Here is a 20,317-nt window from a genome sequence, read left to right on the forward strand (position 1 = left end):
CGGCCAAGCCTCTGGCCGACCTATGATCACGTCCCATGACTTCTGGAACCCTCATGGACCTCAACGGCGTGCGCGTCCTGCGCTGCGCGCCCGACGGCCCGCTGCTCGACGGTGAACAGGCTGCGCTCGATGTGATCGGCGATGCGATGGGGTACGAGGCGGAGGTGGTGGCGGTGCCCGTCGAGCGGGTGGCGGACGAGTTCTTCCGGCTGCGGTCGGGGATTGCGGGCGCGGTCATGCAGAAGTTCGTGAACTACCGGGTACGGCTCGTCGTCCTCGGTGACCTCTCCGAGCACCTCTCAGGCAGCTCGGCACTGCGCGACTTCGTCCACGAGACCAACCAGGGCGGCCATATCTGGTTCCTGGCGGACGAGGACGCCCTCGACGCGAGACTGCAAGCGTAAAAGGCGACAGAAGGTGTCCGGCTTTCCCGGCACCCTCGACAGGGACAGCAGTCGTAGGGGAAGGGAAGGCCGGACATGTCCGCACCACTGAAGGGCAAGGTGGCGCTGGTCGCCGGGGCGACACGGGGCGCGGGCCGCGGGATCGCGGTGCAGCTCGGTGCCGCCGGTGCCACGGTCTACGTCACCGGACGTACCACCCGTGCGCAGCGCTCGGAGTACGACCGCCCCGAGACCATCGAGGACACCGCCGACTTTGTCACCGAGGCAGGCGGCCAGGGCATCGCCGTCCCCACCGACCACCTCGACCCTGCACAGGTCCGCACCCTCGTGGACCGCATCGCGGACGAACAGGGCCGCCTCGACCTCCTCGTCAACGACATCTGGGGCGGCGAGAACCTCTTCGCCTGGGACAGGCCCGTCTGGGAGCACGACCTCGACGACGGACTCCGGCTGCTCCGGCTCGCCGTCGAGACCCATGCCATCACCAGCCACCACGCCCTGCCCCTCCTCCTGCGCCACCCCGGCGGCCTGGTAGTCGAGGTCACCGACGGAACCGCCGAGTACAACCGCGACACCTACCGCGTCTCCTTCTTCTACGACCTCGCCAAGGCGTCCGTGCTGCGCATGGCTTTCGCGCTGAGCCATGAACTCGGACCGCGAGGGGCGACAGCCGTCGCGCTGACACCCGGCTGGCTGCGCTCGGAGATCATGCTCGACCAGTTCGGCGTACGGGAGGACAACTGGCGCGACGCCCTCGAACGCGTCCCCCACTTCGCCATCTCCGAGACCCCGCACTACGTGGGCCGCGCCGTCGCCGCCCTCGCCATCGACCCCGACGTGGCCCGGTGGAACGGCGCCTCCCTCTCCAGCGGCTCACTGGCCCAGGAGTACGGCTTCACGGACCTCGACGGCAGCCGCCCGGACGCCTGGCGGTATCTCGTCGAGGTCCAGGACGCGGGGAAGCCGGCGGACACGACCGGCTACCGCTGAGGAGGCACGGGGTCCCCGGCGCGGACTGACCAGCGCGCAGAGTGGCCCGGCGGGAGGCCGAGGTCCTCCCGCACCGCCGCGTAGTAGGCCGCACGTCCGGCGCGCTGCTGATCCAGCAGCGAACGCCAGGCCTCAGGATCCCGCGTGCCCTCACGCACGAAGCGCTCCATCTCCATCACCGTCACGACCCAGGCCCGTGACTTGGTCACCGCCTCGGGGCTGCCGAGCATGATCAGCGCCTCGCCCGCCGGATCTCGTCCGGCGTTCGCCGCGGCCAGCAGCGGCTTGGCCTCTTCGAGGGTGAGAGGATCCGGGTGCGTCCCGTTGCCGAGTTCGGAAGCGACCCGGTACGTCACCGTGACCGTCTGCTTCACCGACCGCGCGTAGTCGGAGTACACCGCCAGCCGTCTCTCCTCCCAACGCGCCGTCTGCTCGCGCCGGAACCTCACCTGGTCGCCCCGCACGACCGCCAGATAGGAACCGAACGCGCCGATCACCACACCGATGAGCGCGGGAAGTTGCTGTATGAACGCGGACATGGCCGCACGCTATCTGCCGCGTAGATCATTCCGGGAGTAGCTTCAGCCCATGGCTGACACGAAGCGCTTCGCGGGGTACGGAGTACTCGTCACCGGCGCCGCTCGCGGCATCGGCGCCGCCACCGCCCGGCGGCTCGCCGAGGAAGGGGCGCGGGTGCTGCTGACCGACGTGGACGCACCAGAGGCGGCCAGGACCGCGGCCATGCTGCGGGAACAGGGCCTGGCCACCGAGGCGTTGGGGTGCGACGTCGCCGACCGGGCCTCCGTGGAGGCGGCCGTGGCGCATGCCGTGGACGCCTTCGGCTCGCTGGACGTCCTGGTCAACAGCGCGGCGAGCTGCACCCCCGACACCCCGCTCTTCGAGGACGGGCCGGACGAGGCGTGGGACCGCGACCTCGACATCACCCTGACCGGAACCTACCGCTGCTGCCGTGCAGGCCTCCCGCACCTGGCCGCCTCCGGCCGCGGCGCCGTCGTCAACATCGGTTCCGTGAACGCCCTGCAGGACTTCGGCAACCACGCCTACAGCGCAGCCAAGGCCGCTCTGGTCTCCCTCACCCGCACCATGGCCGCGCACGTCGCCGCACGCGGCGTCCGCGTCAACCTTGTGATGCCCGGCACGGTGCGCACCTCGGCCTGGGACGGCCGCGACGACGAGCTCGAGGCCATGCGTCCGCTGTACCCCCTCGGCAGGGTCGGAGAGCCGGACGACATCGCCGCCGCCGTCGCCTTCCTCGCCTCCCGCGACGCGGCCTGGATCACCGGCACCTCACTCACGGTCGACGGCGGTGTCACCGCGGTGAACACAGGATTCCTCAGGACGACACGACAGAACCGGGACGTCTGAGACTCCCGGGACAGGTGAGAACCGAGGGACGCATCCGGCCCGCCCCTGGGGCATGCATCACGCTGTGACCTGCGGCACTGCGAATGTCACCGTTTCGTCGCATCGTGGGGAGGCCTTGCAACCGATCGCGCCGGACGCCGGTCTAGCTGGCAGAGATCGCAGATCTGACCGACCCAACCGCACGAAAGGCAAGGCAGGCCATGGGGGACATACGCAGACGGGGAGCCGTCGCACTCGGGATCACCGGACTGGTGGCACCGCTCGCACTCGCGCTGGGGACGGCGCCCGCGCAGGCTGCCACGAGCTGCACCACACAGACCGGGCCCTACCAGAAGCAGGTGGAGAAGTTCCTCGGCCTGACCGTCGACGGCAAACAGTCCGCCACCGACTGCAAGGCCATCAAGGTCTTCCAGACCAAGCACGGCATCACCCCGAACATCGGGTACGCGGGCTCCGTCACCTGGGGCGTGATGGACCTCATGAACAAGCAGAAGGCCGTCGGCAACAACCCCAACCGGGACGGCGCCTGCCCGACCAACAAGGGCCGCATCGCCTGCGTGAACCTGACCCTCCAGCTCAGCTGGATCCAGGACGGCGACAGGCTCGTCTACGGCCCCGTCCCGGTCCGCACCGGCCGCGACGGCTACGAGACCCGCACCGGCCTGAAGAAGATCTACTGGCGGGACAAGAACCACGTCTCGAACATCTACAACGTGCCCATGCCCTACAGCCAGTTCTTCGACGGCGGCCAGGCCTTCCACTCGGTCAACCTCAGCATGTGGAACCCGCCGGGCTCGCACGGCTGCACCAACATGACCCCCAAGGACGCCAAGAAGTACTGGTCGCTGCTGAAAACGGGCGACGACGTCTTCGTGTACGGCCGCAAGCCGGGCACCTGAGCGGCAGGTGCCCGGCGCTGAGCACCGGGCTACCGAACACTTGCCCAGTGCTCCACCCTTCAGGGTGGAGGTGTAGGGCATCCTGCCTGTAGCGGCCCGAAGGGTCGCAGAGGCATGGCTAGTATCGCCTTGTCCGACAACGGAGTTGTCGGACCTACCGCCGGACGGGCGGGAAGTCAGGCCTGCGGAGGCCGTGTAAGACCGACCCGCACCGGTCGGCAGTGGCCCGTGAAACAGGAACCCAAGGTGGTACCGCGTAGCGGTACGGACCGGAATCTCCTGCTCTCGGGCAGGGGAGGACTTCAATGAGGAGCGTCCCCGAAGTCCGGGATCTCCAGCCGCGCTCCACCCTGTCGCGCCGAGTCGTGCGCGACGATGCCCGGCAGGGTGTAGCGGGCCGCCACCCAGGCGTTGACCGAGGGCAGCGACCGCGTGTTCACGGCGGTCACGAAGTCGTCGACGAGGAAGTGGTGGCTGCCCTCGTGCCCGTTGTGCAGGTTGTCGAACTCCCGCGGCAGCCGTGCACGGTCGTGCACCGGCGCCGAACCCGAGGTGAAGGCGGCCCGCAGATCCGGCGCGATATGCTGGAGTGACGGATCGTCAGGAGACAGTGTGGGCTTGGGCTCCAGCAGCTCGCTGATGTCCTTCACCCCCTTCTTGTCCTGCCACAGCGCGACCGTCGCCAGCTGCTCCATGCTCGCGTCGGTGCCGAAGAACCGGAAACGCGACTCCCGGATATGCGAGGGATAGCCCACCCGCCGGAACTCGTTCGTACGGAACGACCCGCCGCCCGCCACCTCGAACAGCGCGGTCGCGTTGGAGAAGTCGTTGCCGAACTGGCTGACGTCCTTGTCGAAGACGCCGTCGCCCCGCTCGTCGACCACTCCGATCGCCGACACGCTCACCGCGTGCGTCTGCCAGGCGCCGAGCACCCCGCCCACCGAGTGCGTGGGATAGAGCAGCGGGGGATAGCTGGCGGTCTGCTTCCAGTTCTCGCCGCCGCTGTACTGGTAGGCCTCGTAGAACCCCAGATCCATGTCGTGGACGTAGTCGCCCTCGGCGTAGAAGATCCGTCCGAAGGCGCCCTCGGCGATCTGGTTGCGGGCGTGCACGGTCGCCGGGTTGTACTGGCTGGTCTCGCCCATCATGTACGTCAGCCCGGTCGCCTTGACCGCGTCGATGATGGCGGCGATCTCCTCGGTGGCTATCGCCATCGGGACCGCGGAGTACACATGCTTGCCGGCGTTGAGGCCCTGCAGGACCAGCGGTCCGTGGGTCCAGCGCTGGGTGAAGATGGCGACCGCGTCGACGGCCTCCGACTCCAGCATCGCCTGGTACGAGGGGAAGGTGCCCGCCAACTGCTGTGCGGTGGCGAGCTGTTCGGCCCGTTCGGGCAGGAGGTCGGTGACATAGACGTCGCCGACGCCGGGGTGGGCCTGGAAGAGGGTGGCGAACTGGCCGGAGAACTGGCCGGCACCGACGATGCCGAGCGAGAACGTCATGTGAGGCGTGTCCTTCACTGGTCGAGAGATCGTGGTCGAGAAATCACTGCGCGAGAGATCACTGCGAGAGGATGAGATTGATCTGGTCGTTGGTCTGGTCGAGGCTGGTGACGGCCTTGTCGCCGCCGAAGATCCCCTGCATGGCCGGGTGCATCAGCGCGAACACGTCCGCCGCGTTGTTGGTGATCGGGAAGGTGAAGGTCCTGAAGTCCTTCTTGTCGGCGACCGGTTCGGTGAACGCCGTGACGTCGATGCCCTTCTTCCCGTAGGCGGCCACCGCAGCCTTCGTCCCGGCGAGGGTGGCCGGGAAGACGATGCCGTAACGGCCGACGATCTTCTGGCAGGCGTCCGAGGACAGGTACTGCACCCACTTCTTGGCGCCCTTCTTGTTGTGGGCGTTCTTGGTGATGGAGTCGGCGAGTCCGTTCATCATGGTGGCCCGCTTGCCGGTCGGGCCGACAGGTGTGGAGGCGGTGGCGACCTTGATGCCCTTCATCGCGTAGTACGTGGAGATCATCCACGCGCCGTCGAATGCGGTCGCCGCCTTGCCCGCGGCCACCTGGGCGTTGGCCGGGTTGGCGCCCGCGCTGTAGTCCGTCAGGGGGGCCAGATAGCCCTTCTTCGCCAGCCCGAAGTACCACTTGATCACGGACTGGAAGGTCTTGCTGTCGTAGTCGTACTTGGTGCCCCACCGCTTCTTGTCGGTGTAGCTCCACCCCGCGGACGCGGCGAAGTTGCTCCACTGCGTCTGTCCGTCACCGTCGCCGCCACCGCCGGTCGCGAGGCCGTACACCTTGACGTGCTTCTTGTCGAAGCCGGGTTCGTCGCCGCGCTTGCCGTGCACGTCGACCGTGAGGTGGGCGATGGCCTTCTCGAAGCTGCCGCCGTCCTTCGGGTTCCAGGACAGGGAGTCGAGCTGCTGCGGGGTGAGGCCCGCCGCCTTCGCCATCTTCGTGTTGTAGAAGAGGGCGACGGTGTCCCAGTCCTTCGGCGTGCCGTAGCGGTGGCCGTCCTGTCCGACCCAGTTGTCGGCCAGCCCCGACTGGTAGTCGGCGGGGTTGACGCCGAGGTCGTCCAGCGGCTCTAGGACCTTCAGATCGGCGAACTGGCCGAACTTCTGGATGTGGTCGGTGAAGACGTCCGGCTGAGTGCCCGCGATGAAGCTCGCGGTCAGCTTGGTCCAGTAGTCGTCCCAGCCCATCTGGCTGATCTTCACGTTCAGGCCCGGGTTCTCCTTCTCGAACCCCTTCGCGCAGGCCTGGTAGGCGGGCAGCTGGTTGGAGTCCCACAGCCAGTACGTCACCGTGTTCGCGCCCGCTCCTGCACCGCCACCCTTCGCGCACCCGGCGACCAGGGACAGCGCCAGCGCGCCGGTCAGCGCCACGGCGCTTCGCATCCGAACTCGCATGCCAGTCCCCTTACTTGATGCCGGTGAAGCTGATGGTGCTGACGATGCGGCGCGCGAAGCACCCGAAGAGCACGAGCATCGGAAGCGCGGCGATGAGGGTCGCGGCCATCAGACCGGACCAGTCGTAGCCGGTCTGCGGGGTCTGCGCGCGGAAGATGGCCAGCGCCACGGTCAGCACCCGCGAGCTGTCGCTGTAGGACACCATCAGCGGCCAGAAGTAGTCGTTCCAGGAGGTGATGTACGTCAGCACGCCCAGGGTGAGGATGGGTGTGGACGCCATCGGCAGCAGCACCCGGAAGAAGATCCGCACCTTCCCCGCCCCGTCCAGCAGCGCGGCCTCCTCCACCTCGCGCGGGACGTTCATGAAGAACTGGCGCAGGAAGAACACCGCGAAGGGCGTCATGAACATCGTCGGCAGAGCGATGCCCAACAGCGTGTCCACCAGGTGGAGTTGCTTGATCAGCACGAAGTTCGGCAGCAGCGTGAAGATCGCGGGCACCATCAGCCCGGCGAGGAACAGCCCGAACACCTTGTCCCGGCCGCGCCACCTCAGCCGCGCGAAGGCGTACGCGGCCATGGCGGAGAAGAAGATCTGGCAGACGGTGATCAGCGTCGAGACGATCACCGAGTTGAGCAGATAGCGCCAGAACTTCAGCCCGCCGCCCGCACCGCCCTGGGCGATCGCCTCCTTGGCCGACTGCAGGCCCAGCGCCCGCTCGAAGCCGCCGGCCGTCAGGTCGACCGGCAGGGGGTCGCCGGGATGGGCGGCGAGGGCGGTGTTGGTGGAGAGTGCGGTGCGCAGGATCCAGTAGAACGGCAGCAGCGTGATGAGCAGGATCGCCGCCATTGCCGTCCAGGCGGCGATCCGGCCGAGGGAAGCCCGGCGCCGGGTGGGCCGTACGGTCGTGGTGGTTGCCACGGCAGCCATGTCGTTTCTCTCCCTTCCGTCAGCCGAGGTCGCTGTGTCCGGCCCGGGTGAGCCGGTACTGCAGGAACGTGATCGCGCTCAACACGACGAGCAGGGCCACGGACATGGCCGAGGCATAGCCGAACTGGAAGCGGCCGAAGGCGGCGCCGTAGATGTAGTACTGGAGCACGTTGGTGGCGTTGGCCGGGCCGCCCATGGTGGTTACGGCGACGGTGTCGAACACCTGGAACGAGCCGATCACCGTCATGATCAGCACGACCGCCAGCACCGGCCGCAGCAGCGGAAGTGTGATCCGCCAGAACATCCGCCACTCGCTCGCGCCGTCCACCCGGGCCGCCTCGTACATGTCGTTCGGGATGGCCATGAGTCCGGCGAACAGCAGCAGCGCGGTGTAGCCGACGTGCCGCCACACGTTGATCAGCGCGATCGTGGGGATCGCCCAGTTCTCGTCGGCAAGGAACGGGATGTGGTCGAAGCCGAGCGCCCCGATGATCTGGTTGCCGATGCCGAGCTGGGTGTCCAGGATCCACAGCCAGACGACGCCCGCCACCACGTTCGACATCAGGTACGGGGTCAGCACGATCCCGCGCAGCACGGCCGACTGCGTCAGCCGCTGCAGCAGTACCGCGACGGCGAGCGCCGCCACCGTCTGGACACCGATGTTGATGACCACGTACTCGACGGTGACCTTGAGCGAGTCCCAGAAGATCGGATCGTGGACCATCCGTACGTAGTTGTCCAGGCCCACCCACTCGGCCGGAGTGAGCAGGTTGAAGCGGGTGAAGCTCAGGTAGATGCCCCGCAGCGTGGGCCAGAGCAGAAAGACCGTGAAGCCCAGCAGCGCCGGCGCGATGAACACCGCGGCCAGCCGTCCGTCGCCCCCGTTCTCACGGGCCTTGGCCCGTCCCGTCCTCTGTTCGGTCCCTGCCCCCTCCGCGCCGCGCAGTGGCAGGCGCGACGGAGGGCTGCTGGAGGCGATGGTCATCGGGAGACTCCCTCGTCCGCGGCGGCTCGTCCTCAGGTCACTTACTTTTGTTGCGAAAGAATCCATGCGTCAAGAGGCCCGTGCTTGTCCTTTTGAAGCCAGACCGAGCGCGCTATCCTGAGCTGGTTGCTTTCATAACGAAAAAAATCATGTGGGAGTCTGACCTTCATGACCACAGTTGCCGACAGCTGGCTTCCGCTGAGCCCCGGTGAGCGCTCGGTGGCGATCGAGGTGCTCGTCAACGGCCCGCTGTCGCGCACCGAACTCGCCCGGCGGCTCGACCTCTCCGCGGGCAGCCTCACCCGGCTGACCAAACCGCTGATCGAGTCGGGCCTGCTGATCGAGGTCGCCGAGGCCGGAGCCCCGGCGGAGGCGCGCCAGGGGCGACCCTCACAGCCGCTGGCCGTCGTCGCCGAGTCCCGCTCCTTCATCGGCTTCAAGATCACAGAGGACATGGTCTACGGCGTCGTGACCACCCTCCGCAGCGACATCGTCGCCCGCTACGACCGCCCGCTCACCACCCACGAGCCGGCCGAAGTCGCCGACGTGCTCGCCGGGATGACGGACGAGCTCGCCCGTGCCCATCCGCGACTCGCCGGCATCGGAATCGGCGTGGGCGGTCTGGTCGAGGACCGGGCCGTGGTGGGGGAGTCGCCGTTCCTGCGGTGGCGGGACGTCCCGCTGGCCGGGCTGGTCGAGGAGCGCACCGGGCTGCCCGTCGTCGTCGAGAACGACGTCGCCGCCCTCGTCGAGGCCGAGACCTGGTTCGGAGCCGGGCGCGGACTGGACCGCTTCGTCGTCCTCACCATCGGCGCCGGCATCGGCTACGGGCTGGTCCTGGGCGGCAAGCGGGTGCCCTGTGCGGAGGAGGACCGCGGCTTCGGCCGCCACTGGATCATCCACCCCAACGGGCCGCTCACCCCCGACGGCGAACGCGGCAGCGCCGTCTCCCTGCTGGCCATCTCCAGCATCCGCTACCAGGTCCGGGCCGCCACCGGCCGCGACCGGACGTACGAGGAGATCCTCGCGCTCGCCGCCGCCGGTGAACCCATGCCCGCCCGCGTCATCGACGAGGCGGCGCGCGGCCTGGGCACCCTCGTCGCGCAGATCGCCAACTTCGTCATGCCGCAGAAGATGCTCCTTGCCGGCGAGGGCGTCGGTCTGATGGATGTGGCCGGAGACACAGTGCGGCAGACGATCGCTGCCCACAGGCATCCGATGGCCGGCCCGGTCCCTCTGGAGACCAAGGTGTCCGACTTCCACGACTGGGCCCGTGGCGCGGCCGTCCTGGCGATCCAGGTGCTGGTGCTGGGGGCGAGTGAAGCTTGAACTCGGCGCCGCTGGTTGTCAGATGGACGTGATCAGCAACACGTCCGGTATGCCCGCTTGATGTCGCCTTACTCACAGCGCCTTCACCTTCGGAGCCGTATGCTTCACACCATGTCCACCACTGTTGAACCCGTCTCCGAGCGCTCGGCAGCCGAGGTCAACGAGGAGATCCGGGCCCTGTGGCGCCGGTCGGGCGGGACACTGAGCGGCGAGCAGCGCGAGGAGTACCAGCGTCTCGTCCTGGAGTGGGCCGCCGCGGCCCCGCAGCCGGCGCGGGCGGCCTGAGCTCCACCTGACGCCCGCCGCGCATCACATCCCCGGACCGGGGCGCCCCACATCGGATGGGCCCCCCTCCTCGCACTGGCCTCGGCGGTCTTCTGTCCCGCCGTGCCCCCCTTCACCGCGATCACTTTCCTCGGCCGACTGGGCGGCCTGCTCCTCACAGGTGCGGCCGCCCTTCTGTTGCCACAGCCACGTACTTCCTCAACCAAGGGCTGAGCGGGACGATGAGCTTCGTCGTGCCGGTCAGCGCTGTGACCGGCGTAGCCTTGCCCGTGCTGTGCGGGTTGCTCGTGCTCGGTGACCGGCCCGCGGGCAGACGGCCGGCCTGCTGGGCGCCGCGGCCGCCACGGTCCTGCTGAGCCTCGGCTGAAACGTCAGCCCCACGTCGCCGAGTAGTAGCGCCGGTACGCCTTCCGGTCCTGTTCGGCGCGGATGTAGCGGGTGGCCACCAGGGCGAGCAGGCTGCCTCCGATCACCAGCATTCCGGGGCCGATGGTCTTGGGATCCGTGAGCCGGGCCAGCAGCGTCGAACCGTCCGTGATGCCCGTCACGGGAGACGAGGAGCCCGGCGAGGCCGCGCTGGGTGCGATCGCGCTGTGCGTGGCCGAGGCGGACGGAGCGGCGGAGGGCGAGGCGCCCTGCCCGGCGGCGGCCTGCTTCGACACGATCATCTGGACGCCGAGCGCCTGCATCGCCTTCGTGACCGGCTGGAAGAACGTCGTACCGCCCGATGTGCAGTCGCCACTGCCGCCCGAGGTCACGCCCAGCGCGATGCCCTCGGAGAACAACGGGCCGCCGCTGTCCCCGGGTTCGGCGCACACGTTCGTCTCGATGAGGCCGGTGACGGTGCCCTCCGGGTAGTTGACCGTGGCGTCGAGCCCCTTGACCTCGCCGTCGTGCAGTCCGCTGGTGCTGCCGCTGCGGAAGACCCGTTCCCCGACGGCCGGATCGCCCACTCCCGTGATGCGCACCCCGTTGCCGTTGCCGATGGCCACGATGTCGGCCCCGGATCCCGCCGCGCCGTTCGCGTACTGGACCAGGGAGAAGTCGCTGCCGGGGAAGTTCTGCTGCACCGTCTTGCCCAGCTGCTGGTTGCCCTGGTTGTCCGCGAACCAGACGGACCCGGTCGGCCCGCAGTGCCCGGCGGTGAGAATGAAGTCGGTCTGCCCGTTCGTCACGTTGAAGCCCGCCGAGCAGCGCCCGCCGGTGGACAGGATCGGCGACGCCCCGTTCAGGCGGGGGGTGAAGGTGCCCTGGGTGCGCTCCATGCGGACGTAACTGCCGATGCCGCCCGCGACCTTGGTCATGTTCGACCAGTCCGTCGACGAGACGGTGCTGTCGGCCTGTACCACCACCTGGTTCGTCCGGTAGTCCATGACCCATGCCGTGCCCGCGACCCGGGGCGCCGCACGCAGCGTAGAGGTTGCCGCCTTGAGCTCGTTCATGCTGTGCGACACCATCTTCGCCTCGGCGCCCGCACGCTTGACCTCGGCCGCCGCCTCGTCGTCGGTCACCGCGACGACCGGACGTCCGTCCGCGCCGATCCAGGTGCCCGCCGTACGGGAGGTGCCGAGCCTGGACACGAGCGCGGCCCCGGGGTTGTCCGAGGTCCCCGAGGCCTTGAGCGGGAGTGCGGAGGTACCGGGAGTCTCGCTTGCCATGGCGGCCTGCGTCACCATCGCTCCTCCCAGGAGGAGTCCGCCGACGGCCGCCAGCCGCGTCACTCGCCGGACGATCCGTCGTCGTGCGTGCCTCATGCATGGCTCCCGAACCCGAACGCGCGGCGCGAACACCGCGGGGCCCTCCGGTCGTTGAGCGCCCTCCCTCCATACGTGGCCGGGGACGGTCGCGTTCAGCGCGCGGGCGATCTTCTCACCGCTTGCGGCCCACCCCGCCGTACAGGGCCACTTCCTGCGGCTCGACCGGCTCCGCCGGCTCGGGCCGCCAGCGCGAGCACGAGACCACGCCAGGCTCCAGAAGCTCCAGACCGTCGAAGAATCGGGCCACGGCCTCGGGGGTGCGCTGGGTCAGCGCCGGGACGCCGTGCTCGTTCCAGAACCGGACCGCCTCGTCCACCTCCGACAGCGCGGGGCTCGTGATCGTGTGGGAGAGGACCAGGTGACTGCCGGAGGGCAGCGCGTCCATGAGACGCCGCACCATGCCGTACGGGTCCTCGTCGTCGCCGATGAAGATGACCACCCCGAGCAGCATCAGGGCGACCGGCCGGGTGAAGTCCAGGGTGTCGGCGGCCCGCTCCAGGATCGAGTCGACATTGCGCAGGTCCTCGTCCAGGTGGTCCGTGCGGCCCTCGGGCGAACTGGTGAGCAGGGCGCGGGCGTGCGCCAGGACGAGCGGGTCGTTGTCGACGTACACGATCCGCGCATCCGCGGCGAGACGCTGCGCGACCTCGTGCGTGTTGTCGGCGGTGGGCAGGCCGGTGCCTATGTCGAGGAACTGCCGGATCCCCGCGTCCGCCACCAGATGACGCACGGCACGGCCCAGGAAAAGGCGGTCCGCGCGGGCGTACTCGCCGATGGCCGGATGGAGTTCGCGGATCCGGTCGCCGGCGATGCGGTCGACCTCGTAGTAGTCGCCGCCGCCCAGCCAGTAGTTCCAGATCCGGGCCGTGTGCGGGCGCAGTGTGTCGATGCGGCTGCGCAGCGCCGCGGCGGGATCTTCGGTGGCTGCCGGGTTCTCCGTCACGGGCTCTGCTCCTGGAGTGCCTGATGGTGCGCTGTGTACGGTGTCAACCGGCAATCTAGACGGCGTTGTTGACGTCTGCCGAGAGTGCGGTGCAGATCTTTTCCCCGCAGGCGCTTCCAGGTCGTGCCAGGTCACACCGCAGCCCCTATCTTGTGCCCCATGACCAGCACCCCGCACGACACGTCCGGTGGACCGAACCCTCTGCGCGCACTCTCCCTCGAGAGCCTGCGATGTCGTACGAGCATGAAATGGCGCACCTATCCGGCCGACGTGCTGCCGCTTTGGGTGGCCGAGATGGACGTGCCCCTCGCCGAGCCCGTCGTCCGCGCGGTCACCGAGGCGCTTGCGCTCGGGGACACCGGCTACCCGGCGGGCACCGCCTACGCCGAGGCGCTCGCCGCCTTCGCCCAGAAGCGGTGGGGATGGGACGGGCTCGCCGTGGAGCGCACCGCGATCGTGCCCGACGTCATGCTCGGTGTCGTCGAGATGCTCAAGCTGGTCACCGGGCACGGCGATCCGGTGGTCGTCAACCCGCCCGTGTATCCGCCCTTCTACCAGTTCGTAGGGCACATGGACCGGCAGGTCCTGGAGGCTCCGCTCGGGGCGGACCTGCGCATCGACTTCGACGCCCTGGAAGAGGCCTTCCGGCAGGCGGTCGCCGGCGGACGCCGGGCCGCCTACCTGCTGTGCAGCCCGCACAACCCGACCGGCACCGTGCACACCGCCGGGGAACTGGCCGCCGTGGCGGCCCTCGCCGACCGGTACGGCGTCCGCGTGGTCGCCGACGAGATCCATGCCCCGCTGACCCTCTCGGGCGCCGACTTCGTGCCGTATCTGAGCGTCCCCGGCGGGGAGAGCGGTCTGTCCCTCATGTCCGCGTCGAAGGCGTGGAACCTGGCGGGGCTGAAGGCCGCGCTCGCGATCGCCGGACCCGCGGCCGCCGCCGACCTCGCCCGTCTGCCCGAGGAGGTCAGCCACGGCCCCAGCCACGTCGGCGTCATCGCCCACACGGCCGCCCTGACCGAGGGCACCGCCTGGCTGGACGCGCTGCTCACCGGCCTCGACGACAACCGGCGCCTGCTCACCGGCCTGCTCGCCGAACACCTCCCCGCCATCGCCTACCGCCCGGGCGAGGCCACCTACCTGGCCTGGCTCGACTGCCGCGGACTCGGCCTCGGCGCGGATCCGGCGCAGGTGTTCCTGGAGCGGGGGAGGGTGGCCCTGAACTCGGGGATCCCCTTCGGTTCCGGCGGGACAGGGCACGTACGCCTGAACCTGGCGACGTCACCCGAGCTGATCACGGAAGGCGTCCGGCGGATGGCACTGGCACTCGCCTGAACCGCCCCCGGATGGCCGGGTGGGGGTGTCATGGACACGTGACAGCTCTGCATGATGGCCTCATGCGCGTGCTGATCCCTCTCCCCGACCACGACTTCGACGTCACCGAGGTCGCCGTGCCCTGGCGGCTGCTCACCGACGCCGGGCACGAGGTCGTCTTCGCCACCGAGCGCGCCCGGACCCGGCCCGCGGCCGATCCACGGCTGCTGACGGGTGTCCTCCTCGGGCAGCTCGGCGCAGAGGACGAACCCAAGCGGTTCTACGAACAGCTCACCACGGCACCGGAGTTCACCGCCACGGCAGCCTGGGCCGACGTGGACGTGAGCGAGTACGACGGACTGCTCCTGCCGGGCGGACACGCGCCCGGCATGCGGCAATACCTCGGTTCGACGGAGCTGCAGCAGCAGGTCGCCCGGTTCTGGGCGCTGGACCGGCCGGTCGGTGCCGTCTGCCACGGAGTGCTCGTCCTGGCCCGCACCCGGGACCCCGGCACGGGCCGCAGCATCCTCGCCGACCGCCGCACGACGTGCCTGCCCAAGTACATGGAGCGCACCGCCTACCTGACCACTGCGTGGCGCCTCGGGCGGTACTACCGCACCTACCCGGCGTATGTGGAGGACGAAGTGCGGTCTGCTCTTGCCGAGCCGGCTGCGCAGTTCGAGCGTGGGCCCCGGGTTCTGACTCAGCGCGGTACGGCGGATGACGACACGCATGCTTTCGTCGTCCAGGACGGCAGCTATGTTTCGGCGCGGTGGCCGGGGGACGCGTATCTCTTCGCCCGCCGTTACCTTGAACTGCTCGGGGCACCGTCCAGCGCGTGAGGGCCGTCTTCGGGGCGCTGCTGAACCGCAGCTGATCATGCGCACCCTGCTTAGACTCTTCGGTATGGACGACACGGCGCTGGAGCGGCTCGGTGCGGGGAAGTATGTGCTGGTCACCAGCTACCGCAAGAACGGTACGCCGGTTGCCACCCCGGTATGGGTGGTGCGGGACGGCGCCACGCTCGGGGTGTGGACGGCGGCCGACTCCTGGAAGGTGAAGCGGATCCGCGCTCGCGGCGACATCCTCGTCGGCCCCTGCGACCTGCGCGGCAACCCCACCGGCGCGCAGCTCCCGGCCACCGCGGAGATCGGCGACGAGGCGACCGTCGCCCGCTACCGCGAGCTCATCGCCCGCAAGTACGGCATCGTCGGCCGCCTCACCCTGCTCGGCAGCCGGCTGCGCCGGGGTCTGAAGGGCACCGTCGGCATCCGCGTGACGCTGGAGCCCTGAGACGCGTACGGCCGCGGTCCTCGGGGGACCGCGGCCGTCACGACGGCGAACCCCGGCCTACGAGGCGTCCAGCACCGTGCCGGTCAGCGCCGGCCCGCCGGGCTGCGGATCACCGTTGTCGTTCGTCAGCTGGAAGCGCACGGACTCGGCCGGCTCCGTCACCCGGTCCTTGACCGTCGGCAGGGCCACCTCCGCATTCAGCTTCCCCTTGGGTACGTCCGCCCCCAGGTAGAGGTACTTGATCTGCGACAGGGGACGTTCCGGATTCGGCGACTCGCCCGAGGCGCCCGCCAGCCACGCCGGGTCGACGTCCTTGGTGGACAGCTCCGGGCCACCGGTGACCGGGGCGACGACGAACATCGGGCTCAGGTCCACGTCTGCGGCCTGGGACAGGGACACCTTCCACTTCAGCGGCTTCCCCTCGGTCACCCGGTCCGCCACCGGCGTCACGGTGATCGCGGGCATGGGGTCGTCGTTCTGCACTGAGAGGCCACCGCGGTACGAGCCGATGACGGCGCCCCGCACGGCCTTCACGATCACCGTGTTGTCCACGTCGTACGCGTAGCGCGTGTTGCCCTTCACCTCCACCGGCACGTCGATGTCGTGGCCGCCCGGATGCACCGTGACCAGGTGGTCCTTGGCCCTGCCGGTGACCGGGTCGACGACGTACACCCGCACCTGGCCGCTGCCCCGCCCTGACACCTCCACCGGCACCCGGTAGGTACGGACGCCCGAGTCGCCCTCCTTGACGGTCGTACGGCCGATGTCGACGCGTGCCGACGGGGCCTCATGAACCGCAGGGGTGCCCGGGCGCCAACCCCAGGCGTCCATCAGCCAGGCCTTCCCGGAGCGTGAACGCGGGGTCAGGTCAAGGGACTTGATGTGCTTGAGGTCGAGACCGGCCCGGGAAGCCGCCGACAGCGGGACGCGCACCTCGCGCGCCCAGTAGGAGGCGGTCCGTTCCGTGCCCGGCAGGCCATCGACGGTGGTGCGGCCCAGGGTGGCCCGCCTGCCGTGGGTGTCGGTGAGGGAGACGTCGAGCTTGGTGCCGGCCGAGTTGGGCGGCACGATCACGCGCAGGGCGAGGTCCTTGGCACTGGCCAGCGACACCGGCACATCGGGGCGCACCCGGACCGCAGACCCGGCCGCCGACCAGTGCAGTGCGATCGCCCGCCGGCCGACCTCACGGTCCGTCTCCCACCGCGCGAAGTGCGGCGAGGCACCCTTCACCCGGGATCCCAGGCAGGCCACGTGGTCGTCCGGGTCGACGGCCGAGCACAGCTGCCCGCCGGTCACCGTGACCCTGCCGTCCGGCAGGAACCCGCCCTCGCGGTTCGCCCCGACCGCATGCGTGAGCACCCGCGCGGGATCGGCCGAGGGCGCCCGCCGGGCCGACCCGTCGAGCAGCGGCCGTACCCGGTCGTCCCCGGCCACGAACAGCCGGGCCGCCGCCGCGATGTAGGTGCTGCCCGCCTTGTGCTGCTGGTTCGCGGTCAGCCGGGTCGCGGTGCCCGGCGAGCACACCGGGTCGCGGTGGCCCGGGTCGTCGGAGAAGTCGTCGTCGGCGGGCGCCTGCGCCTGTCCCGGGGTCCACTCGGTGTTGAAGAAGTTGTGGTCGGCGCCCACCACGTACACCGCGCTGTGCAGCGCGGCACCCCGGCTGACCGAGCGGGTGCCGTCGACGTACACCTCGCCCTGCAGATCGGAGACGTCGCCGTCACAGCCCGGCAGGATCGTGGCCGAGGGCACGTCCGCGACCGGATTCTGGCCGAAGATCGTCGGTCCGATGAGGACGGTGCCGCGGATGTGCCAGCGCACCGGCCCGTGGTAGCCGTCCTGGGCGGCGGGCGGCGGAGCGAGGCTGTCCATCGCCGCACGGTTGACGCCCTCGCCGCCGCGCGAGTGACCGACGAGCAGCACGCGCGAGAGGTCGGCAGGCGGCGCGTTGCGTACGACCGCGGGGGCCGAGCCCGGGTCGGCGGCCCAGTCGGCCCAGTGGGCCAGGTGCTGCCGGACCAGTGAGGAGCGGGCCTGTGCGCCGCCGTCCTCGGCCGCGTCGTCCTGGGCGTTGATGCCGTTGGCCGAGATCGACACCGTCACATAGCCCTGCGACGCCAGCAGCCGCTGGTCGCGCAGGTAGCCCCGGTGGCTCGGGATCGGCTTCGTGCCCTGGGGGCAGGGCCAGTCGCCGGTCACCTTCGTACGGGTGTAGCAGGTGGAGTGCCGGCCGTGCAGGAACAGGGCCAGCGGCCGGTGCCCGGTGGCGCCCTTCGGGGCGACCACCACGGCACGCATCTCGACCGGCTGGGGGAAGCCGGGCAGCTTCACGGGGTCGAGGTCGTACTCGCCGGTCGTCGTGGCGTACTGGCCCGGTTTCCCGGGGTCCACGGAGTTCGCCGGAAGCCGGGCGGGCGGCGCAGCCGCCGCGGAGCGCCGTCCGCCCGGGGTCTCGGTTCGGCCTGCAGCGTCCAACTCCCGTCCACCGGCCTGCACATGAAGGCCCGTCAGCCCGCCTGTCGCCGCGCTTCGCCCGAGGCCGAGACGGAACGTGCGGCCGTCCTTGTCCGGCTTCGGGACGCCCAGAATCCGGCCTCCGGAGTAGAACTCGACGCGCGCGTCTCCCATCGGCACGGGGGCGGTCGAGCGCCAGACGAGCTGCCGGGCGTCACCCTTGCCGGCGAACCGCCAGCCGGGTGGCAGGCCGCCCTCCCGGTCGGAAACTGTGCTTGACGGTCTGGCGCCGGACGGCGGTGCCGCCTGCGCAAGCCCTGGCGATCCCCCCGCCACCGCGAGCACCGCCGCAGCGGTCACCCATATTCGCCGGGCACGGAACAAGGTCCCCTCCTCAAGTACCAAGCAAAAGCTCCCGGTTGGTCAGCCGGGGGCCTCACGCGTTTCAGAGGACGACAGGACGGAGCCGTGGGTTGTCTGTGACTGCAGATTCGTCCGGGGCCCGTCGATGCGATCGGGCCGGCCGCGGCGACGAGGCATGGGCACCGGGCCCGCGGGACAGGACCCCCCAATGAGCCGAACACCGTTGCGCGCCGCCGTCGTCGGCACCGGCCACCGCGCCCAGACCTTCGTCCGGGGACTCGCCGCCCGCCCCGCCCACCGCGTGTCAGCCCTGTGCGACCCGAGCCCGACGCGGATGGCCTTCCACAACCGGGCGCTGGCCGCCGCCGGGGAGCCCGCAGCCACCGAGTGGGAACCGGACCGCTTCACCGACATGCTCGCCAAGGAGGCCATCGACGAGGTCGTCGTCACCACCGTCGACGCCGCACACGACCGCTACATCGTGCCGGCACTGCAGGCGGGCTGCCGCGTCGTCACCGAGAAACCGATGACCGTCGACGCGGAGCGCTGCGCGCGCATCCTCGACGCGGTGCAGGCGACCGGCAACCCCCTCACCGTCGCCTTCAACTACCGCTTCAACCCGGTGCACGAGAAGGTGCGCGCCCTGCTCGCCGACGGTGCGATCGGCGAGATCCTCTCCGTCCACTTCGAGTGGGTTCTCGACGTACGGCACGGCGCCGACTACTTCCGCCGCTGGCACCGCGAGAAACGGAGCAGCGGCGGCCTGATGGTGCACAAGTCGAGTCACCACTTCGACCTGGTCAACTGGTGGCTCGCCGACGAGCCGCACGAGGTCTTCGGCTACGGCCGCCTCGGTTTCTACGGCCCCGAGGCGGGCGAACGCCACGGACTGCGCCGGGACTACGACCGCGCCCACGGCGCCGCCCCGGCCGCCGGCGACCCCTTCGCGCTGGACCTGTCCGGCAACGACACCCTGCGCGCCCTGTATCTGGACGCAGAAGGGGACGACGGGTACATCCGCGACCGCAACGTCTTCGGCGCCCCGGTCACCATCGAGGACGACATGGCGGTCCTCGTCCGCTACGCGCGCGGGGCGACGATGACGTACCACCTCACCGCCTACTCGCCGTGGGAGGGCTACCGCGTCATGTTCAACGGCAGCGCCGGCCGTCTCGAGCTGGAGGTCGAGGAGAGCCGCTGGGCGCAGCCCCGGACCCCGGTGGCCTCGGACAGCGGCGCGCTGCACGGAGACACCGCCGCCGAGCACGCGGGCGGTGCACGGCTCACCTGGCGCCCGCTGTGGCGGCCGCCGGTCGAGGTGCCGCTCGCCACCGCCCACGAGGCTCACGGCGGGGGCGATCCCCGTATGCTCGACGCGCTCTTCGGCCCCGTGGACCCCGGTGCGCCGGATCAGGGCGCGGCAGCGCATCCCACGGCCACCCAGCGCGACGGCGCCCTCGCTCTGGCCGTGGGACTTGCCGCCAACCGATGCTTCGAGACGGGACGGCCCGTGGCGGTGCGGGACCTGGTCCCCGGGGTGTGGGAGAGCTGAGGGGGCGTCAGGACCAGGCGCGGTAGGGCTCGTCGACCAGCTGGAAGACCGGCTCGCCGCGGACCGGGTCCTTGGCCGTCGACAGCCGGACCCGGTCACCGCTGTGGATGCCGATCAGCGGTCCCATGACCCTGCCGCGCACGACGAATCCCTCGGCCATCTCCACGAGCGACACATTCCGCGCGGCGGGGGTGTTGCGGTGCACGATCGTCGCATGGCGGACCGTGCCCACGCCCTCGCTGCGCTCCGTCCGCAGGTCGCCGCCCTGGCAGACCGGACACAGCAGCCGGTGGTACATGGCGGTGCCGCACCAGGTGCAGCGCTGGAAGAGGATGGTGTCCGCATCGGGCGTCCCGGGATCGAGCACGCCTGCCGCGGAGCCGGCTGCCTGACGAGCAACGTTTCCTGAGTGGTGGTACACGCTGGTCAACTCCCTGCGCTCGGCCCGGAATCCCGCGTGCGCGGGTCAACCGTGCACGCACGTGCCCGGCTCACCGTGCCACCGTGCACGCGACCAATGTATGG

At 70.1% G+C, this 20,317-nt stretch carries 19 protein-coding genes; 10 read left to right on the top strand and 9 right to left on the bottom strand.

Annotated features, from left to right (window positions below; translation table 11 throughout):
- The first annotated feature begins 35 nt into the window (after positions 1–35).
- Both IH68_RS0122105 and IH68_RS0122110 read left to right on the top strand, forming a co-directional pair.
- A complete protein-coding gene (locus tag IH68_RS0122105) occupies positions 36–404 on the top strand; it encodes a DUF4180 domain-containing protein (protein WP_030937873.1) in 369 nt (122 codons plus the stop codon).
- A 75-nt stretch (positions 405–479) separates the two neighbouring features.
- The gene (locus tag IH68_RS0122110) at positions 480–1,394 is read left to right on the top strand and encodes an SDR family oxidoreductase (protein ID WP_030937875.1); all 915 of its coding nucleotides are present in this window, start codon (positions 480–482) and stop codon (positions 1,392–1,394) included.
- Here the strand turns inward: IH68_RS0122110 and IH68_RS0122115 are convergent.
- A complete protein-coding gene (locus IH68_RS0122115; protein WP_030937877.1) occupies positions 1,385–1,933 on the bottom strand; it encodes a hypothetical protein in 549 nt (182 codons plus the stop codon). The two genes, IH68_RS0122110 and IH68_RS0122115, sit on opposite strands and share 10 nt — an antisense overlap.
- Positions 1,934–1,982: 49 nt before the next feature.
- Between IH68_RS0122115 and IH68_RS0122120 the strand changes: the two genes are divergently transcribed.
- Positions 1,983–2,780 (top strand): SDR family NAD(P)-dependent oxidoreductase, encoded by a 798-nt coding sequence (locus tag IH68_RS0122120; RefSeq protein ID WP_030937879.1) that lies wholly within the window; start codon positions 1,983–1,985, stop codon positions 2,778–2,780.
- A 200-nt stretch (positions 2,781–2,980) separates the two neighbouring features.
- Entirely contained in the window at positions 2,981–3,679 is a 699-nt protein-coding gene (locus IH68_RS0122125) for a L,D-transpeptidase (protein WP_030937881.1), read from the top strand.
- A 302-nt stretch (positions 3,680–3,981) separates the two neighbouring features.
- On the opposite strand, the gene IH68_RS0122130 is transcribed toward IH68_RS0122125, so the two are convergent.
- Genes IH68_RS0122130 through IH68_RS0122145 form a run of 4 tightly spaced genes read right to left on the bottom strand, consistent with a single transcriptional unit; the run spans position 3,982 to position 8,502 of the window.
- Complete coding sequence (locus IH68_RS0122130; protein ID WP_030937883.1) at positions 3,982–5,181, bottom strand: Gfo/Idh/MocA family protein; 1,200 nt, start codon at positions 5,179–5,181, stop codon at positions 3,982–3,984.
- 58 nt (positions 5,182–5,239) lie between these two features.
- The gene (locus IH68_RS0122135; protein WP_030937885.1) at positions 5,240–6,589 is read right to left on the bottom strand and encodes an ABC transporter substrate-binding protein; all 1,350 of its coding nucleotides are present in this window, start codon (positions 6,587–6,589) and stop codon (positions 5,240–5,242) included.
- 10 nt (positions 6,590–6,599) lie between these two features.
- Positions 6,600–7,517, bottom strand: a complete 918-nt coding sequence (locus IH68_RS0122140; RefSeq protein ID WP_030937887.1) for a carbohydrate ABC transporter permease — start codon at positions 7,515–7,517, stop codon at positions 6,600–6,602.
- A 19-nt stretch (positions 7,518–7,536) separates the two neighbouring features.
- A complete protein-coding gene (locus tag IH68_RS0122145; RefSeq protein ID WP_030937890.1) occupies positions 7,537–8,502 on the bottom strand; it encodes a carbohydrate ABC transporter permease in 966 nt (321 codons plus the stop codon).
- A 168-nt stretch (positions 8,503–8,670) separates the two neighbouring features.
- Here IH68_RS0122145 and IH68_RS0122150 point away from each other — a divergent pair, with 168 nt between their 5' ends.
- Positions 8,671–9,831 carry an ROK family transcriptional regulator gene (locus tag IH68_RS0122150; RefSeq protein WP_030937892.1) on the top strand — a complete coding sequence of 387 codons (1,161 nt, stop codon included), beginning with the start codon at positions 8,671–8,673 and terminating at the stop codon, positions 9,829–9,831.
- Between the two features lie 99 nt (positions 9,832–9,930).
- Positions 9,931–10,116 (top strand): hypothetical protein, encoded by a 186-nt coding sequence (locus IH68_RS0122155; RefSeq protein ID WP_030937893.1) that lies wholly within the window; start codon positions 9,931–9,933, stop codon positions 10,114–10,116.
- A 371-nt stretch (positions 10,117–10,487) separates the two neighbouring features.
- On the opposite strand, the gene IH68_RS0122160 is transcribed toward IH68_RS0122155, so the two are convergent.
- Positions 10,488–11,870, bottom strand: a complete 1,383-nt coding sequence (locus IH68_RS0122160; RefSeq protein ID WP_030937896.1) for a S1 family peptidase — start codon at positions 11,868–11,870, stop codon at positions 10,488–10,490.
- 115 nt (positions 11,871–11,985) lie between these two features.
- The gene (locus tag IH68_RS0122165; protein ID WP_030937898.1) at positions 11,986–12,816 is read right to left on the bottom strand and encodes an SAM-dependent methyltransferase; all 831 of its coding nucleotides are present in this window, start codon (positions 12,814–12,816) and stop codon (positions 11,986–11,988) included.
- A gap of 159 nt (positions 12,817–12,975) precedes the next feature.
- On the opposite strand from IH68_RS0122165, the gene IH68_RS0122170 reads away from it, so the two are divergent.
- From IH68_RS0122170 to IH68_RS0122180, 3 genes are all read left to right on the top strand, one after another.
- The gene (locus IH68_RS0122170; protein WP_030937900.1) at positions 12,976–14,154 is read left to right on the top strand and encodes a MalY/PatB family protein; all 1,179 of its coding nucleotides are present in this window, start codon (positions 12,976–12,978) and stop codon (positions 14,152–14,154) included.
- A gap of 62 nt (positions 14,155–14,216) precedes the next feature.
- Positions 14,217–14,975 carry a type 1 glutamine amidotransferase domain-containing protein gene (locus IH68_RS0122175; RefSeq protein ID WP_030937901.1) on the top strand — a complete coding sequence of 253 codons (759 nt, stop codon included), beginning with the start codon at positions 14,217–14,219 and terminating at the stop codon, positions 14,973–14,975.
- 64 nt (positions 14,976–15,039) lie between these two features.
- A complete protein-coding gene (locus IH68_RS0122180; RefSeq protein WP_030937902.1) occupies positions 15,040–15,426 on the top strand; it encodes a PPOX class F420-dependent oxidoreductase in 387 nt (128 codons plus the stop codon).
- Positions 15,427–15,483: 57 nt separating this feature from the next.
- On the opposite strand, the gene IH68_RS0122185 is transcribed toward IH68_RS0122180, so the two are convergent.
- Positions 15,484–18,261: a hypothetical protein gene (locus tag IH68_RS0122185; RefSeq protein WP_030937903.1), complete on the bottom strand. Its 2,778-nt coding sequence runs from the start codon at positions 18,259–18,261 to the stop codon at positions 15,484–15,486.
- 187 nt (positions 18,262–18,448) lie between these two features.
- On the opposite strand from IH68_RS0122185, the gene IH68_RS0122190 reads away from it, so the two are divergent.
- Positions 18,449–19,792 carry a Gfo/Idh/MocA family protein gene (locus tag IH68_RS0122190; RefSeq protein WP_030937905.1) on the top strand — a complete coding sequence of 448 codons (1,344 nt, stop codon included), beginning with the start codon at positions 18,449–18,451 and terminating at the stop codon, positions 19,790–19,792.
- Between the two features lie 7 nt (positions 19,793–19,799).
- On the opposite strand, the gene IH68_RS0122195 is transcribed toward IH68_RS0122190, so the two are convergent.
- On the bottom strand, positions 19,800–20,213 hold the full coding sequence (locus IH68_RS0122195; protein ID WP_030937906.1) for a Zn-ribbon domain-containing OB-fold protein: 414 nt from the start codon (positions 20,211–20,213) through the stop codon (positions 19,800–19,802).
- Positions 20,214–20,317: the final 104 nt, after the last annotated feature.

It is taken from the genome of Streptomyces sp. NRRL S-646, assembly GCF_000720765.1.
GTDB lineage: Bacteria > Actinomycetota > Actinomycetes > Streptomycetales > Streptomycetaceae > Streptomyces.

Excerpts from the sequence above, each read along its gene's own strand:
- IH68_RS0122105 (WP_030937873.1), top strand. The coding sequence starts at position 36 with ATGACTTCTGGAACCCTCATGGACCTCAACGGCGTGCGCGTCCTGCGC.
- IH68_RS0122130 (WP_030937883.1), bottom strand. The coding sequence starts at position 5,181 with ATGACGTTCTCGCTCGGCATCGTCGGTGCCGGCCAGTTCTCCGGCCAG.
- IH68_RS0122150 (WP_030937892.1), top strand. The coding sequence starts at position 8,671 with ATGACCACAGTTGCCGACAGCTGGCTTCCGCTGAGCCCCGGTGAGCGC.
- IH68_RS0122170 (WP_030937900.1), top strand. The coding sequence starts at position 12,976 with ATGACCAGCACCCCGCACGACACGTCCGGTGGACCGAACCCTCTGCGC.
- IH68_RS0122125 (WP_030937881.1), top strand. The coding sequence starts at position 2,981 with ATGGGGGACATACGCAGACGGGGAGCCGTCGCACTCGGGATCACCGGA.
- IH68_RS0122155 (WP_030937893.1), top strand. The coding sequence starts at position 9,931 with ATGCTTCACACCATGTCCACCACTGTTGAACCCGTCTCCGAGCGCTCG.
- IH68_RS0122175 (WP_030937901.1), top strand. The coding sequence starts at position 14,217 with ATGCGCGTGCTGATCCCTCTCCCCGACCACGACTTCGACGTCACCGAG.
- IH68_RS0122135 (WP_030937885.1), bottom strand. The coding sequence starts at position 6,589 with ATGCGAGTTCGGATGCGAAGCGCCGTGGCGCTGACCGGCGCGCTGGCG.
- IH68_RS0122160 (WP_030937896.1), bottom strand. The coding sequence starts at position 11,870 with ATGAGGCACGCACGACGACGGATCGTCCGGCGAGTGACGCGGCTGGCG.
- IH68_RS0122115 (WP_030937877.1), bottom strand. The coding sequence starts at position 1,933 with ATGTCCGCGTTCATACAGCAACTTCCCGCGCTCATCGGTGTGGTGATC.
- IH68_RS0122140 (WP_030937887.1), bottom strand. The coding sequence starts at position 7,517 with ATGGCTGCCGTGGCAACCACCACGACCGTACGGCCCACCCGGCGCCGG.
- IH68_RS0122145 (WP_030937890.1), bottom strand. The coding sequence starts at position 8,502 with ATGACCATCGCCTCCAGCAGCCCTCCGTCGCGCCTGCCACTGCGCGGC.
- IH68_RS0122120 (WP_030937879.1), top strand. The coding sequence starts at position 1,983 with ATGGCTGACACGAAGCGCTTCGCGGGGTACGGAGTACTCGTCACCGGC.
- IH68_RS0122190 (WP_030937905.1), top strand. The coding sequence starts at position 18,449 with ATGAGCCGAACACCGTTGCGCGCCGCCGTCGTCGGCACCGGCCACCGC.
- IH68_RS0122110 (WP_030937875.1), top strand. The coding sequence starts at position 480 with ATGTCCGCACCACTGAAGGGCAAGGTGGCGCTGGTCGCCGGGGCGACA.
- IH68_RS0122180 (WP_030937902.1), top strand. The coding sequence starts at position 15,040 with ATGGACGACACGGCGCTGGAGCGGCTCGGTGCGGGGAAGTATGTGCTG.